Annotated in this window: 4 protein-coding genes; 1 reads left to right on the top strand and 3 read right to left on the bottom strand. The window is 70.0% G+C overall.

The window, feature by feature from the left end; translation table 11 throughout:
- Window positions 1-121: 121 nt before the first annotated feature.
- From ACWD3H_RS34570 to ACWD3H_RS34560, 3 genes are read right to left on the bottom strand one after another with little or no spacing between them, the layout of a single operon-like run.
- Entirely contained in the window at window positions 122-313 is a 192-nt protein-coding gene (locus tag ACWD3H_RS34570) for an MbtH family protein (protein WP_451957974.1), read from the bottom strand.
- Window positions 310-11,922, bottom strand: a complete 11,613-nt coding sequence (locus tag ACWD3H_RS34565; RefSeq protein ID WP_451957973.1) for an amino acid adenylation domain-containing protein — start codon at window positions 11,920-11,922, stop codon at window positions 310-312. The genes ACWD3H_RS34570 and ACWD3H_RS34565 overlap by 4 nt, the downstream gene beginning before the upstream one ends.
- A complete protein-coding gene (locus ACWD3H_RS34560) occupies window positions 11,919-15,509 on the bottom strand; it encodes an amino acid adenylation domain-containing protein (protein ID WP_451957972.1) in 3,591 nt (1,196 codons plus the stop codon). The genes ACWD3H_RS34565 and ACWD3H_RS34560 overlap by 4 nt, the downstream gene beginning before the upstream one ends.
- Window positions 15,510-15,788: 279 nt before the next feature.
- Here ACWD3H_RS34560 and ACWD3H_RS34555 point away from each other — a divergent pair, with 279 nt between their 5' ends.
- Window positions 15,789-16,619, top strand: coding sequence for an undecaprenyl-diphosphate phosphatase (locus ACWD3H_RS34555; RefSeq protein WP_350917956.1), 831 nt, complete (start codon window positions 15,789-15,791; stop codon window positions 16,617-16,619).
- Window positions 16,620-16,640: the final 21 nt, after the last annotated feature.

The following is a 16,640-nucleotide window of genomic DNA, read 5'->3' as shown; positions in this document are numbered from 1 at the left end:
GCCACCCGTCTCCACGGGCGGCCGGCTCAGCCTCGCTCCCGGATGCCCGCCGATGACCGGGTGCCCCGCGCGGGCACCGTGCACATGCCGGACGGGAGCGTGGCCCGAACGCGACGAACGCTCATCCGCCGAGTTCGCCGCGGAGGCTCAGCGGGCGCATGTCGGTCCACTCGGTCTGGATGTGGGCCAGGCAGTCCTTCTTGGAACCGGTCTTTCCCACCTCGCGCCAGCCGTTGGGAATCGCCCGGCCGACGGCCCAGATGGAGTACTGCTCCTCATGGTTCACCACAACGGTGTAGAGGTCGGTGGTCATCGGGTGGCCCTTTCTTCCTTGACGAGCCGGCGGTCGGCCAGCTCCTGGAGTACGTCCTTGTCGGTGATGATCTTCGCGTCGGGAATGACGTCCGGCAGGTCGTCTTCGAGAAGGCGGACCGGCCGGTAGCGGTAGGCGGCGAGACCGAGCAGCATCGTGCAGACGCCGGCGGTGATCATGAGAAGTGCGATGCCTCGCCCCGGGCTGGTCGCGAGCGGCTCGAAGACGTGCTCCGCGAGCGGCCCGGACAACAGGAATCCGGCGGGCACCATCATCCAGCTGAGCATGAGAGTGGTCGCGATCACCCGGCCCTGAAGTTCGAGCCCGACCTTGGCCTGGACGATGGAGAGCCAGTGCGTGTTGAGCACGGCGGTGGCCAGGCCTATGCCGAACAGGCCGATAGCCGGGAAGACCGGGTGCGGCCAGAGCCCCATGACGACCATCGACAGGCCGATCAGGACGAAGCTCCCGAGGATGCCCGTGGTACGACGGGGCAGGCCGCCTGTCACGGCCATGAGAGCGCTGCCCACCAGCAGCCCGACACCGCTCGCGGCGAGGATCATGCCGAGCACGGAAGGGTCGCCCAGCGACAGCGCGAGGGGGGTCGCCAGCAACTCGACCATCCCCATCATGAAGTTCAGCACGATGGTGAAGCCGATGATGGCCACCAGGCCGTGCCGCCGCGAGATGTAACGCCAGCCGCCGATGAGCTCCTTGCCGAACGGCTCCTCCTTCCTGACGAAGAGCGTGTCGGGGAAACGGACGGTGAGATTGATCGTGACCGCGAACAGGAACGAGACCAGGTCGATGAGCAGGACGCCCTGCAATCCGATGGCGGCGGCGAGCGCGCCCCCCAGCAGGGGAGCCAGGGTCGTGCCGACGGCGCTGCCGAGCTGGGTGATGCCGTTCGCCCTCCCGTAGTACCGCTTGGGCACGAGCTGGGTGACGGCGGCCAGGTAGGCCGGTTGCTGGAACGCGTTGGCGCAGGCGCTGATGGTGACGGCGGTGAAGATGTGCCAGAGCTCAAGGTGGCCGAACATGAAGAGGGCACCGAGGCCGAGGGTCCCCGTGGCGGCGAAGGTGTCGGCGAAGATCATGATCTTTCGCCGGTCCCAACGGTCCGCCAGCGTTCCGGCGACCGGTGCCAGCACGACGGCGGGCAGCAGGGCCAGGACCGTGGTGAGCGCGAACAGTGAGATCGACCCGGACCGCTGGTAGACCCACAGGCCCATGGCGAACGTGGTCAGACCTGTGCCGACGACCGAGACGAGCTGCCCCGCCGCGACGAGGGAGAACGTCCGCAGGCTCGGCTGCGAGGTCCGCGTCGGCGGGGTTCCGGCTGCCACCTCCCCGGCCCGGTCGTGCTCCGTGTGAGCATCCCGGGCCTGTTCGTTCCCGCTCCGGCCGACGGGCCGCCGCCCATGGTAGGAGGTGATGATGTCCATGAGCTCGGCTGCCTGGTGTTTCTGGAAGTAGTGACCCGCCCCCTCGATGAGCTCCAGGGACACCGAGTCCGAGAACTCCTCCCACTCCCTGAACCGTTCCTGGTACAGCTCGGTGGCCCGGTCGGCGGTTCCGATCACGGAGACGATCGGCGCCGCGAGCTTGCGGGCCCCGCCGTCCCGGTACCGGGCGGTGTAGTAGTCCTCACCGTTCTCGACGTCCCTGAAGAACACCCGCATCAGGAACGCCTGTTCCTCGTCGGTGAGGGCGTCGGTGAAGAATCCCATGGCGCGCAGGAACTCCAGCTGGGCGCGCTTGGAGGTACGGCGCTCCGTCGGGAACATCCTGTGCAGCAGGTCGGCCAGCCTTCCCGGCAGGCGTGGCACCGGGAAATGGCCGCCGATGAAGATCCGGGCGAAGTCGATCCCCTCGGCCTCCAGCCGCTCGGCCAGCGCGACGGTCATCGCGCCCCCCATGCAGTGCCCGTAGAGGACGAGCGGGCCGGTGATCCGCTCCTTGATCTCCTCGACGCAGCGGCTCAGGAGCTCGTCCATCGGGAGCATCGGTTCGTCCGGCCGGTTGACGTCGTGGCCTGGAGGTTCCAGCGCGTACAGGGAGACGCCGGCCGGGACGGCGGCGGCGGCGAGCGACTGGTAGGTGATGGCACCCGCGCCGGCGAACGGCAGGCAGACGAGCGTCAGGAGGGAGTCGTCCCCCTTGGGACGGGGTGGCGTCAGCTCGTGGAAGAGCCTCGTGCTCCGCCCTCCGCTCTCCGGCGTGCTCCGCCCTCCGGCGTGCTCGGCGAACGAGCGGACGGTCGGGTTCTTGAAAAGGTCCAGCACACCGGCGGAAAGGCCGTTCCCCCTGACGGCACGCACGGCTTTGAACGAGTCGCCGCCCAGGTCGAAGAAGTTGTCGTCGATCCCGAGACGTTCCACGCCCAGTACCTGCGCCCACTGCGTGGCCAGAGTCATCTCCAGCGGGGTCCTCGGCGCGACGTAGCCACTGTCGTCGAAGGAGCGGTTACGGTCGGGAGCGGGCAGGGCCCGCCGGTTCACCTTGCCGTTCGGAGTGAGCGGGAAGTCCTCCATCGTCACGAACGCCGTGGGCACCATGTAGTCGGGCAGGTTCCTGCGCAGGTAAGTCCGCCATTCACCGGCATCGACCGGCTCCTGTCCGGGGTGCGGCCGCAGATAGGCGACGATCTCCTTGGCGCCGTCCTCCTCGCGGATGACCACCACCGCGTCGAGCACCGCGGGATGCGCCAGCAGTTGGGTTTCGATCTCGCCCAGCTCGATCCGGAAGCCGCGTACCTTCACCTGCGCGTCATTGCGCCCGGCGAACTCGACGGTGCCGTCCGGCCGGAACCGGCCGAGGTCCCCGCTGCGGTAGAGCCGCGCCCCCGGAACGGGCCCGTAGGGATCGGGCACGAACCGGTCGGCGGTGACGTCGGGCTGTCCGAGATAGCCCCGGGCCACTCCCAGGCCGCCGATGTGAATCTCGCCGACGGCGCCGACGGGAAGGAGCCGCATCGCGCTGTCGAGCACGTAGACCTGGGTGTTCGCGATCGGGGGGCCGATCGTGATGGGACCGCCGTCCTTGTGGACCCGCGCCCCGGTCGAGTAGATCGTCGTTTCCGTCGGGCCGTACATGTTCCACAGCTCGCCGGTCCGGTCGAGCAGGTCGGCGGCCAGCGCGGCGGGCAGCGCATCCCCTCCGGTCACGGCCTTGAGCCCGGGTATCCCCTGCCACCCCGACGACACCAGCAGGTGCCAGGTGGCGGGCGTGACCTGCAGGAACGTCGCGTTCTCGGCGGCCATCAGGGCGGCCAGGCTCGTCGCGTCATATGCCTGGTCGCGGGTCGCGATCACCACCCGGGCTCCGACGCAGAGCGGGAGGAACATGTCCAGGACCGAGATGTCGAAGGCGAAGGTCGCCACGGCCACGAGCGTGTCCGACGGTTTCAGCCCCGGCGCGCGCCCCACGGAGTACAGGAGGTTGACGGCCGCCGAGTGCGGGACGGCCACGCCCTTGGGGCGGCCGGTCGATCCCGAGGTGTAGATGATGTAGGCGAGGCTTGAGGCGGGAGCCGGCACCTCGGGTCTGTCGGCGCTCTCCTGCTCGGTGTCGGCGCCCAGCAGCACCGTCTGCCCGTCGTAGTCGCCGTAGTCGTCCAGGAGCCCCTCCTGGGTGATCAGGACAGCGGCCCCGGAGTGCTCCAGCATGTACGTCCGGCGGTCGCGCGGGTACATCGGGTCGAGCGGTACGTACGCCCCGCCGGCCTTGAGCACGGCCAGCAGTGCCACCATCATCGTCTGCGAGCGTTCGACGGCCACCCCCACCAGCACGTCGGGGCCGACGCCGAGCGAGCGGAGACGGTGGGCCAGCCGGTTCGCCCGCCGGTCGAGCTGGCGATAGGTCAGCGAGAGCCCGTCGAAGGTGATCGCGATCGCCTCGGGGGTGCGGTCCGCCTGCCGCTCGACCAGTTCGTGGATACGGCAGGTGGGTACCTGGTCATCCGCCGAGACGTTCCACTCGACGAGCTGTTCGTGGCGCTCGGCGGGGGTCAGGAACTCGACGTCGGCGAGCCGGATCGAGGGATCCGCGGCGAACGCCTCCAGCAGCGTCTCGAAGTGGCCGAGCATGCGCTCGACGGTGCGCTCCTCGAAAAGGTCGGTGTTGTACTTCAGGTGGCAGTCGAGCCCGCCGTCCACCTCGTAGACGTAGAGCCCCAGGTCGACCTGGGAGGCATTCGCGTTGACATCCGGCCTGCGGACCCGCAGCCCGTCCATCAGCACCTCGTCCGAGGGCAGGTTCATCAGGTTGAACATGACCTGGAAGAGGGGGTTCCTACTGGGGTCCCTGGGCAGGTTGAGCGCGTCGACCAGCCGCTCGAACGGGACGTCCTGGCGCGCGTACGCGTTCAGGGCCGTCTCTCGGATCTGCGGCAGGAGGTCACCGAACGACATCTGGCCGTCGAGCCGGGTACGCAGTACGAGCGTGTTCAGGAAACACCCGATCAGTTCCTCATGCTCGGATCGGGTGCGCCCGGCCACCGGCGAGCCGACACAGATGTCGGACTGCCCGGTGTAGCGGTACAGGAGCGTCTGCAGCGCGCCGAGCAGCGTCATGTAGAGGGTCAGCCCGTGCTCCCTGCTGAGCCCGCGCAGCCGGTCCGCCAGATCCACCGGAAGCAACCGGGTGGAGACCGCGCCGTCGAAGGTCTGCAGCGGCGGCCGGGGTTTGTCCGTCGGCAGTTCCAGGGCCGGCGGCGCGCCCGCCAGCTGCCGCCTCCAGTAGGCCAGATCGGGTTCCAGGACCTCGCTCACCCGTTCGCGCTGCCACAGCGTGTAGTCGCCGTAGCTCAGGGGCAGGTCGCCCAGCGGCGATTCGCGGTTCGCGGCGAACGCGTTGTAGAGGACGCCCAGTTCCCTGGCCATGATCCCCATCGACCACCCGTCGGAGACGATGTGGTGCATGTTCAGGGACAGGACGTGGTGCGTCGGTCCCAGCCGCAGCAGGGTGGGCAGGAACACGGGCCCCTCCGCCAGGTCGAACCGGGTCCGCGCCAGCTCGGACGCGACCCGTTCGGCGGCCGTCATATCGGGAACCTCGATCACCGGCAGCTCGACCGGGCCGGGCGCGGCGACCATCTGGACCGGTTCCCCGCCGGACGCCGGGAAGGTCGTGCGAAGCGCCTCGTGCCGGTGGACGATCTCCTGTACGGCCGCGTGCAGGGCGCGCTCGTTCAGCTCGCCCTCCAGCTCCAGCGGCACGGCGATCGTGTACGCGCGCTGGTCGGGGTACATCTGGTCCATGAACCAGATGCGCCGCTGCGCGTAGGAGAGCGGTAGGGGGCCGTCGTCCGGTTCCCTCGCCGGTTCCTCCGGAGCCTCGCCCAGAGGTTCTCCGGAGGCACCCTCGGGACGCTCCCCGGTGACGGTCCCGGACTGCGGGAGCGTCGCGGCCAGACGGGCCACGGTGGGGTGCTCGAACACGGCCTCGATCGGGATCTCCACACCGAGGACCGAGCGGAGTCTGGCCACGAGCTGGGTGGCCAGCAGCGAGTGACCGCCCAGTTCGAAGAAGTCGTCGTGGTCCCCGATGGGAGTGATGCCGAGGATTTCCTCCCACACCGCGGCGATGCGGGCCCGCGTCGCGTCACCGGGTGCGAGTTCCGGCGAGGAGAGGGGGGAGCCGGGAGAAAGGCCGTCGACGGCCTCCTCCGCCGGCTGGGCGGGCATGCCCCGCCCCTGGACCCAGTGCCTTTTCCGCTCGAACGGGTAGGTGGGCAGGGGCACGCGCGGCCCGCCCTCGGGAAAGCGGGCCCAGTCGACCGGCACGCCGGCGAGCCAGAGCCGGCCCACCCCGTCGAGCATGTGGGCGAGGTCGTCCGTGTCGTCGGCCGGATGCCGCATCAGCGTGACGACGGCGTTCGCCGGGGTCTCCGGTCCGCCCTCCTCCCGCCGGTCCGGCCGGCCGCCGTCCTTGTTCCGCAGGAACGTGGCGAGCGTACGGCCGGGTCCCACCTCGGCGACGGCGTGGCCCTCCTCCAGCAGGATCCGGGCGCAGTCGCCGAACCGCACGGTCTCCCGCAGGTGCCGTGCCCAGAAGGCCGGGTCGGTCGCCTCCTCGGCGGTGACCCACGAGCCGGTGACGTTCGACAGGTAGGGGAGCCGGGGCGGCTGGAGGGACGCCCGGCCCACCTCGGCGGCGAAGGCGTCCAGGACGGGGTCCAGCATCGAGGAGTGGAACGCGTGGGAGGTCCGCAGTTGCCGGCAGGTGACGCCGCGCCGCAGCAGCCGCTCCTCGACCGCTGCGACGGCCGGACGCGGGCCCGCCACCACGCAGAGCGCGGGCCCGTTGACCGCGGCCAGCGACAGTTCCTCGTCCAGCAGCCAGCGCACCTCCGTCTCGGGCAGGGGCACGGCGAGCATGGCTCCCGAGGGGAGGTCCTGGACCAGGCGGCCCCTCGCGCTGACCAGTCTCAGCGCGTCCTCGACGGAGAAGACCCCGGACAGGCAGGCGGCGACATATTCGCCGATGCTGTGTCCCGCCATGGCGCCGGGCCGCACCCCCCACTCCATCAGGTGGCGGGCGAGGGCGTACTCGGTGACGAACAGGGCGGGCTGGGTCAGCCAGGTCTGCTGCAGCGTCGAGCCGTCACCGGCGTAGAGGACGTCGCGCAGGTCCAGGCCGAGGTGCGGACGCAGGAACTCCGAGCAGAGGTCGACGGTCGCACGGAACACGCCCTCCCGCCGGTACAGGCCCGCGCCCATGGCCGGGTACTGGGATCCCTGCCCCGGGAAGACGAATGCCACGCCACGCTCTCGCCGGGCCGTTCCCGAACGGAGCCGCTGCGGGTCCTTCGCGGTCAGGATCTCGGCGGCGGCCTTGCGGTCGGCGGAGACGAGCGTCCGCCGGTGGTCCAGCTCGCGCCGTCCCAGCCGCAGCGTCGTGGCCGCGCTCGCGAGGCTCACCTCGGGGTGGTCGCGCAGGTGGTCGCCGAGCCGTTCGGTCACGGCGTCGAGAGCGGAGGGCGTCCTGGCGGACAGGACGAGAAGCTCCGGGTCGCCGGCGGTGTCCCTGGGCGGGATCCGCGGCGCCTCCTCAAGGATGACGTGGGCGTTCGTGCCTCCCATTCCGAACGAGCTGACCGCGGCCCGGCGGGGGCCGTCACCGGTGGGCCAGGCACGCGATTCGGTGTTGACGTAGAAGCGCGTGCCACCGAAGTCGATTTTGGGGTTGGGCGCGCTGAAGTTGAGGCTCGCGGGCAGTGTGCCGTCCTTGAGCGCCATGACCGTCTTGATCAGTCCCGCGACGCCGGCGGCCGCGTCGGTGTGGCCGATGTTGGACTTCACCGAGCCGAGGGCGCAGGGCCGCGAGGTGTCCTTCTCCTCGCGCCCGTAGGCCTGGGCCAGTGCGGCGACCTCGATCGGGTCGCCGAGCGGCGTCGCCGTGCCGTGCGTCTCGATGTAGTCGATCGTTCCCGGGGAGACGCCGGCCACGGCCAGCGCCCGCTCGATCACCTCCGCCTGACCGTCGACGGCTGGGGCGACGTAGCCCACCTTGCGCGCGCCGTCGTTGTTCACCGCGGAGCCGCGGATGACCGCGTGGATGACGTCGCCGTCGGCGATCGCGTCCTCAAGCCGCTTGAGCGCCACCACCCCGACGCCGCTGGAGCCCAACGTGCCCTGCGCGTCCACGTCGAACGGACGGCAGTGGCCGTCCGGGGACTCGATGCCGCCCACCTGGTAGAGGTATCCGCGGCGCTGCGCCGCTTCGACCCTCGCCCCGCCGGCCAGCGCGATGTCGCACTCGCCCGACAGCAGGCTCGCTCCCGCGAGGTGGATCGCCACCAGCGAGGTCGAGCAGGCCGTGTTCACACTGATGCTCGGACCGCGCAGGTTGAACTTGTAGGAGACACGGGTGGGCAGGAAGTCCTTGTCGGTGCTGAGCGTCAGCTGATACTCACCGACCGCGCGGACGATCTCGGGAGCGTGGAGGAGGTTGTCGGTCAGGTAGGTGCTCCGCCCGGACCCGGCGAACACCCCGATCTGCCCGGAATACCGGTGCGGGTCGTAGCCCGCGTACTCCAGCGCCTCCCAGGAGCATTCCAGGAACAGGCGGTGCTGCGGGTCGAGGATCTCCGCCTCGCGGGGGGTGAAGTCGAAGAACCCCGCGTCGAACCGGTCGATGTCGGCGAGTACGGTGCCGGCCTTGACGTAGGCGGGGTCGCCGAGCAGGGCGGGATCGCCTCCGTCGGAGAGGATCTCCTCGTCGGAGAAGGACCGGACTGCCTCCACCCCCTCGTCGATGTTCCTCCAGAACTCCTCCGGCGTACGGGCGCCGGGGAAACGGCAGGCCATCCCGATGACGGCGATGGCGCCGCCGGAGGGCACGGCGGCCTTCACCGCCGCGGCGGCCTTGGCGGGTTCCCCCGCGACGAGGAAGTCGGCCAGCGAGCGGATCGTGGGATGGCGGAACAGGTCGGTGACGGTGATCCGGTCGCCGAACAGCTCCACCAGCTTCCCGTGGACGGCGAGCAGCAGCAGTGAATGGCCGCCGGCCTCGAAGAAGTTGTCGTGCGCCCCGATGTCGTCCCGGCCGAGCAGCGTTCTCCACACGCCCGCGACGACCCCCTCCACATCGTTGTCGCGCGCGGGCTCGGGGACCGGCCCGGAGGACGGGGCGGGCAGCGCGGCCCTGTCGACCTTGCCGTTCGCCGTCAGCGGCAGCGCGTCCAGGACGACGAACGCGGAGGGGACCATGTAGTCGGGCAGTTCGGCTCTGAGCGCCTCGCGCAGCGCGCCGGCACCGCCCTGGTCACCGTCACCGTCACCGTCGCCGTCACCGTCGCCGGACTTCACGACGTAGGCGACGAGGCGTCTGTCGCCGGGGGTGTCCTCCCTGAGCGTCACCGCCACGTCGGCGACGGCCGGCAGGCGCGTCATCACGGTCTCGATCTCGCCCAGCTCGACGCGGAACCCGCGCAGCTTCACCTGGGTGTCCTGCCGGCCGAGATATTCCAGGTTGCCGTCGGCGCGGTAGCGGACGATGTCCCCCGTCCGGTACATGCGCTCGCCGCCCGACGCCGAGAACGGGTCGGGCAGGAACCGCTCGGCGGTCAGCCCCGGGCGGTTCAGGTAGCCGCGGGCGACGCCCGCCCCGCCGACGTGGAGTTCACCGGCCACCCCGACGGGGACCGGGTTCAGCAGGAGGTCGAGGACGTACAGCCTGGTGTTGGCGATGGGACGGCCGATCGGGACCGCCCCGGTGGTCGGCGTCTGCTCCCAGACCTCGTAGGTGGCGCATCCGACCACGGTCTCCGTCGGACCGTACTCGTTGATCAGGCGGGTGTCCGGAGCGTGCCGGCGCCAGAACGCGATGTTCTCGGCGAGCAGGCTCTCCCCGCCGATCACGAAACTCCTGGTCCTCCCCGCGGCCTCGGGTGGCGGGAGCTGGTGTGCCACGACCTCCAGGTGAGCAGGGGTGATCTTCGTGAGGCCGTACGGCACCCGCCTGGCCAGGAGCGCCTCGCCGAGCCCCTCGGCCCCCACGCCCTCGGGCAGCAGGTGTACCGTGCCACCGGCGAGCAGCGGCACCAGCAGGCTCGTGACGGTCAGGTCGAACCCGACGGAGGAGTGGACCGGCGCGCCGCCGACGGGGACGTACTCATCACGGGCCCAGGCCGCGTAGTTGGCGATGCCACGATGCGTGACCATCACGCCCTTGGGCCGTCCGGTCGAGCCGGAGGTGTAGATGACGTAGGCCAGGTCGTCGTGGCCGGTCCCGCTCTCCCGCAGCGGGGGCGCCCCGGAGCCGTCGAGCGTCTCCACCTCGACCACCCGGGCCGACGAGCCGGCGAACCGGTCGGCGAGCCGCCCCGAGGTCAGCAGCAGAGCCGCCTGTGTGTCGTCGAGCACGAAGGCCAGCCGGTCCCTCGGCTGTGCGGGGTCGAGCGGTACGTACGCTCCGCCCGCCTTGAGCACGGCGAGGAAGGCGACGGCGAACTCTGCCGAGCGTTCCAGGCAGATTCCGACCAGGCTGCCGCGGCCGACTCCCAGCGCCTGGAGAGCCCGCGCCCACTCGTCGGAAGCGGCGTCGAGCTCCCGGTAGGTCAGCTCCCCGCCTTCGTCCACGACGGCCACGGCGTCCGGGACGGACCGGGCGCGCAGGGTGAACATCTGGTGGACGAGGTTCTCACCGATCGGCTGGTCGGTCTGGTTCCACCCGACGAGAATCCGCTCGCGTTCCACCGGCGACAGGATCGGCAGTTCCCAGACCGGCGTCGTCGCGTCGGCCACGGCGGCGGCCAGGAGTGTGCCGAAGTGACGGCTGAGACGGCGGATGGAGACCTCGTCGAACAGGTCGGTGCTGTACTCGACGAACCCCTCGATACCGTCCTCGCCGTCCCGCACGGCGAGTGTCAGATCGAACTTCGACGTCTCGCAGGGCACCTGGACCGGGGTGACGGTCAGCTCGTCCAGGTCCGGCCGGGACTCGGCTCCCTGCTGGTAGATGAACATCATCTGGAAGAGCGGGCTGCGGCTGAGGTGACGTTCCGGGCGCAGCGCCTCGACCAGCTTCTCGAAGGGCAGGCCCTGGTTGGCGTGCGCGTCCAGCATCGCCTCGCGCACGCGCGCCACGACCGCCGCGAAGGAGGGGTTCCCGGAGACGTCCGTACGGATCACGACGGTGTTGGTGAGGAACCCGATGAGACCTTCCAGTTCCGCGCGGTCGCGGTTGGCGATCGGGGTGCCGACGACGATGTCGGTGTGCCCGGTGTAGCGGGCCAGCAGGATCTGGAAGACGGCCAGCAGCACCATGGCCGGGGTGGCGCCCAGGCCGTGGCAGAAAGCGTGGAACTCCTCCACCGATCCTTCGACGCGGAACGGCAGCGACCTGCCCTCGAACGACTGGGCCGGCGGGCGTGGCCGGTCGGGGAGGAGTTCCAGCACCTGGGGGGCGCCTTCGAGGGCCCGCCGCCAGTAGGAGAGCTGGGCGTCGTACTCGGGACCCGCCGGCCACTCCCGCTGCCAGACCGCGAAGTCCGGGTACTGGATGACCGGCTCGGGCAGTTCCACCGGCCGACGGGCGCGATGAGCCGTGTACAGCTCACCCAGCTCGCGGTTGAACACCTCAAGCGACCATTCGTCGGCGACGGCGTGGTGGAAGGTCAGCAGCAGGACGTGCTCCTCGGGACCGCGCCGCAGCAGCCGCCCGCGCAGCAGGGGCCCGCGGCCGAGGTCCATCGGCTCCACGGCCAGTGCCGCCAGCCGCGACCGCAGCTCGTCCTCGCCGTCGCAGTCGACGACGGGCAGGTCCAGGCGCAGGTCCGCCGCGATGAGCTGCACCGGCTCGGCACCGTCCATGACGAAGGTCGTCCGCAGGCTCTCGTGCCGAGCGACCAGCTCGTTCAGCGCCTTGACCAGCGCCTCGTGGTCGAGCGGCCCCTGAAGCCGGTAGGCGACGGGCACCAGGTACAGGCTCGTGTCCGGCAGCATCCGGTCCAGGTACCAGAACCGTTGCTGGGAGAACGACATCGGCGCCCGGTCCGACGGCTCGCGTCGGGGGATGCCGCCGGCGCGGGCCGGTAGCCGCCGCTTCCTCCTCAGCGCCTCCAGCAGCTCACGCCGGCGAGGCGACAACTGATCCCCGTTCACCTGGTGTCCCCGATCTCTCCCAGAAGTACTTCCATGTCGTTGTCGGAGGAGGTGGCGACCATTAGGAACAGCTCGGCCGCCTCCTCCAGGGCGGGGCCGTGCTCGTCGAGCAGCGTCCTCGCCAGCGTCGCGACGGTGGGTTCCTCGAACAGGACCTTCAGCGGGATGTCGACCTCCAGCGCCTCCCGGAGGGCTGAGGCCGCGCGCATGGCGAGGAGGGAGTGACCGCCCAGTGTGAAGAAGTCGTCATGGAGCCCCACCTCCTCCGCCCCGAGGAACTCGCCCCAGGTCGTGGCGATGACCCTCTCCAGTGCCGTTGTCGGGGCGATGAACGCCTCGCCCTCCGGTACGGGCGCGGGGAGCGCGCGGCGGTCCACCTGGCTGGAGGGCGTCCTCTCCGCCTGCTCCTCGACCAGTGTGTTCAGGCAGGCGTCGACAGGCTCCGGACGGGGGCCGCTCAGCGGCTCGGTCCCCGTCGCCGGCGGCAGCTCGGAGATCCGGCGGAGCGGGTTCTCCGCGACCCCCCACAACACCTTCTCGTAGTGCGCGAGAAACAGCTCCATCGTCTCGGTGTCGAACAGGTCGGTGTTGTACTCGGCGATCAGGACGGGACCGTCCGGCAGGAAGTCGACGAACGTCAGAAGGTCGAACTTGGCGCAGCCGTTGTCGATCTCTCCGTTCATCGCGACGCGGATCCCGGCGGCGTGCGCGGCGGGCACCTCCTGCTGCATCACGAACAGGACCTGGACGAGCGGGTTGTGGGCGGCTCCCCCGCCGAGGCCAAGGCTCTCGACGATCCGCTCGAAGGGGACGTCGGCGTTGGCCGACGCGTCGAGAGCCGTCCGCCGCACCTCGCGGAGCAGGTCGGCGAACAGGGGGTCCCCCGGCAGATCGACCCTGAGGGGAAGGGTGTTCGTGAAGAAGCCGACCAGCTGTTCCGCCGCCGGGTGGTCACGTCCCGCGACGGGCACCCCCACCACGATGTCCTCCTGGCCCGTGTAGCGGCGGAGCAGCACCTGGAAGGCGGCGAACATCACCATGAACAGGCTGGCCCGCGCCTGCACGCCCACCGACTCCAGGGTGGAGACGAGCCCGGCGGGCAACGGACGGCGAAGCTTCGCGCCGCGATGACTCCTGGCCAGGGAGCGAGGGCGGTCGTAGGGAAGTGCCAGGGATTCGGGCAGTCGCTCCAGGCGCCTGCCCCAGAACACCAGCTGCTCCTCGGCGACGCTCTGAAGCCGCCCCGACGACCAGGCGGTGAGGTCGGCGTAGCGGGCGGTGAGCGTGGGCAGTGCCGGGGGACGCCCGGTGACGAAAGCCTCGTACAGCTCGCCCAGCTCGGCGAGGAAGACGTTCGTCGACCAGCCGTCGAACGCGATGTGGTGCACGGTCAGCAGGAGCTCGTGACGGTCGTCGGCGAGCCGCAGGAGCAGCCCCCGCAGCAGCGAGCCGGTACGGAGGTCGAAGGGGGCCCGGGCGTCGGCGTCGACGAGTTCGGCGCGCCTCTCCCCCGGGAGCCCGCGCAGGTCGGCGGTGACGAAGGGAACGGGCCGCCAGGTGGCCACGTGCTGGACGGGCAGGCCCGCCCGCTCGTCATAGCGGGTGCGCAGGGGTTCGTGCCGCTTGACGATCTCGTTCACCGCGCGTTCGAGCGCCGCGGCGTCCAGGTCGCCGTCGATCGTGTAGGAGATCGGCACGTTGTAGAGAGCGCTGTCGGGAACCAGGCGGTCGATGAACCACAGCCGCTGTTGTGCGGGCGAGAGTGGCGACCACTCGCTCACCGAGCCGAGGACGAGAGGCCGCGACACTTCCTTCACGTCGCCGTCGATCTCTCGGGCGACGGCCGCGACGGTGGGATGCTCGAAGAAGATCCTCGACTGGACCGGCCTGCGCAGGGCGTCCTCCAGTTGCACGGCCATCCGCATCGCGGCGAGCGAATGACCTCCCAATGCGAAGAAGTCGTCGTGGACGCCGACCCGCTCCAGGTTGAGGACGCGCCGCCACGCCTTGGCGACGGCCGCTTCGGTGGGTGTCCGAGGTGATGCCGAGCCACGGACCGCGTCGGCGCCTCGGACCGAGGGCAGCGCACGGCGGTCGACCTTCCCGTTGAGGGTGAGTGGCATCTCCGTGAGCGGGACGAAGCGCGCGGGAACCATGTACTCGGGGAGCTTGGCACCGAGAAACGCCCGCAACTCCTCGACCGCCCCACCGCTCATGACGACATAGGCGACGAGACGGTCCTGCTGGAGGAGCACCGTGGCGGACTGCACGTGGGGGTGCCGGCTGAGCACCACCTCGATCTCGCCAAGCTCGATCCGGTAACCCCGGAGTTTCACCTGGTGGTCGGCACGGCCGATGAAATCAAGCTGGCCGTCGGGCCTGGTCCTGGCGAAGTCGCCCGTTTTGTAAAGCCGCGCGCCCTCTGATCCACCGAACGGGTCCGGGACGAAAGCCTCAGCCGTCAGCTCGGGACGCCCCAGGTAGCCTCTGGCCACTCCGGCTCCGCCGATGTAGACCTCGCCGGCCTCGCCGGGCGGCACCGGTTCGAGGTGCTCGTCGAGCAGGTAGACGTCCACGTTGCCGATGGCCTTGCCGATCGAGGGCGCGCCTATCGAGGGCGCGCCGGTGTCCTCGGCGTGGCCGGGCACCTCTGCGACGGTGGTGATGACTGAGCATTCCGTGGGCCCGTAGACGTTCACCAGGCGGAAGGGAAGCCCCGGGGGCGGGTGGCGGGTGAGGCGGTCCCCGCCGGTGAACATGATCCGGAGCTTCGTCGCAGGCGGCCAGTCGAGGTCGACGAGGGCTTCGACGACGGGCGTAGGGAAGAAGCACGCGGTGATCTCCTGTGCCACGACCCAGTCGCGCAGGGCGGTGAGAGAACCCCGGGTGTCCGCGTCCGGTATCGCGATGCTCGCCCCTGCCGTCAGGTAGGTCCAGATCTCCCAGACGCTGATGTCGAAGGCCGGGCCGGCGATGAGCGCGGTCCGGTCCTCCGCCGTGGTGCCGAACTCCTCGTGGTGCCATCGCACCAGGTTGAGCAGCCCGCCGTGCGGTACCAGGACCCCTTTCGGGCGCCCGGTCGAGCCGGACGTGTAAATGGTGTAGGCAAGCCTGTCGAGGTCCCCGCCTTCAAAGTCCCCGCCTTCAAAGTCCCCGCCTTCAAAGTCCCCGCCTTCAAAGTCCCCGCCTTCAAAGTCCTCGACGACGATCAGCGGAGGAACGTCGGGGTGCGTCAGTCGCGCCGACCACTCCCTGCCGGTCACCACGGCGGTGACCCGGGCGTCCTCCAGCATGGTGTGCAGGCGCTCGGCCGGAGCCGACGGATCGAGTGGCACGAAGGCGGAGCCCGTCTTCAACGCGGCGAGCTGGGCCGCGACGAGGACCGCGGAGCGATCCGCGAGAACGCCGACGAGAGACTCCGGGGCCGCCCCGAGCCCAGCGATCCGCTTCGCCAACCGAGTCGACAGGGCGTCCAGCGCTTGGTAGGTGAGAACGCCGTCCGACGTGATCAGCGCGATCGCCTGGGGTGCGGCTCGCACGCGCTCGCGAAACAGGTGCAGGACGGTCAGAGGGGACTGCGGTGCCATATGATGCCGTTTCGTTAGGCAAACTCCTTAGGTCGGAGTATGTGAACCCCTCTTGCGTCCAACTTGGCAACGGCTTAAGTGGCACTAGGTTCTACGACTGCCCAAAATGTCCAGAGTGCCGCTCCGATATTCCGCGGTCACCATGCCGGCCCCTCCGGCGGCGGCCGGGGCCGGTTCGCGACCGATGACACATCCCAGCCCATTGACCGGGTCACAGTCGGCCCGCCGCTGCGCTAGCCTCGCGTACGCTACGCACGTGCTGGTACGAAAGGCGCTCAAGTGATCAGCTGGTTCGAAGCCGTGGTCCTCGGACTGATTCAGGGACTGACGGAGTTTCTACCGATCTCCTCCAGCGCCCACATCCGGGTCGTCTCGGCGTTCTTCGGCTGGCAGGACCCCGGAGCCGCGTTCACCGCGGTCATCCAGCTCGGCACCGAGGCCGCGGTGCTGATCTACTTCCGCAAGGAGATCTGGGAGATCATCTCCACCTGGACGCGGTCCCTGTGGACACCCGACCTGCGCGGCCACCACTCCGCCCGGATGGGCTGGTACGTCATCGTGGGCACCATTCCGATCGTGGTGCTCGGCCTGCTCTTCAAGGACTCCATCGAGAGCGTCTTCCGCGACCTGCGCCTGATCGGCACGACCCTGATCGTCTTCGGGCTGGTGCTGTGGTTCGCCGACCACACCGCCCGCAACAAGCTCACCCTGGAGCGGCACCTCAGCTTCACCCATGCCCTGATCTACGGCTTCGCCCAGTCGCTCGCCCTGGTTCCCGGCGTCTCCCGCTCCGGCGGCACGATCAGCGCCGGGCTGCTGCTGGACTACCGCAGGGAGGAGGCCGCGAAGTACTCCTTCCTGCTGGCCATCCCGGCCGTGCTCGGCTCGGGCTTCCTGGAGCTGTTCAAGATCGGCGATGGCAGCGCCCCCGACTGGGGGCCCACGATCCTGGCCACCGTGATCTCCTTCATCGTGGGCTACCTGGCCGTCTCGTGGTTCCTGAAGTACATCAGCACCCACCGCTTCACCGGCTTCGTGATCTACCGGATCGCCCTCGGCGTCCTCATCATCGCCCTGGTGAGCACCGGAGTCCTCGACCCGTCGGCCTAGAGTCCCGCTGTGAATCCGGCG

Source organism: Streptosporangium sp. NPDC002607 (assembly GCF_053592655.1).
This window is presented reverse-complemented; position numbering and strand designations above follow the sequence as displayed.

Coding starts and splice junctions, on each gene's coding strand:
- ACWD3H_RS34560 (WP_451957972.1), bottom strand. CDS start 15,509: ATGGCACCGCAGTCCCCTCTGACCGTCCTGCACCTGTTTCGCGAGCGC.
- ACWD3H_RS34570 (WP_451957974.1), bottom strand. CDS start 313: ATGACCACCGACCTCTACACCGTTGTGGTGAACCATGAGGAGCAGTAC.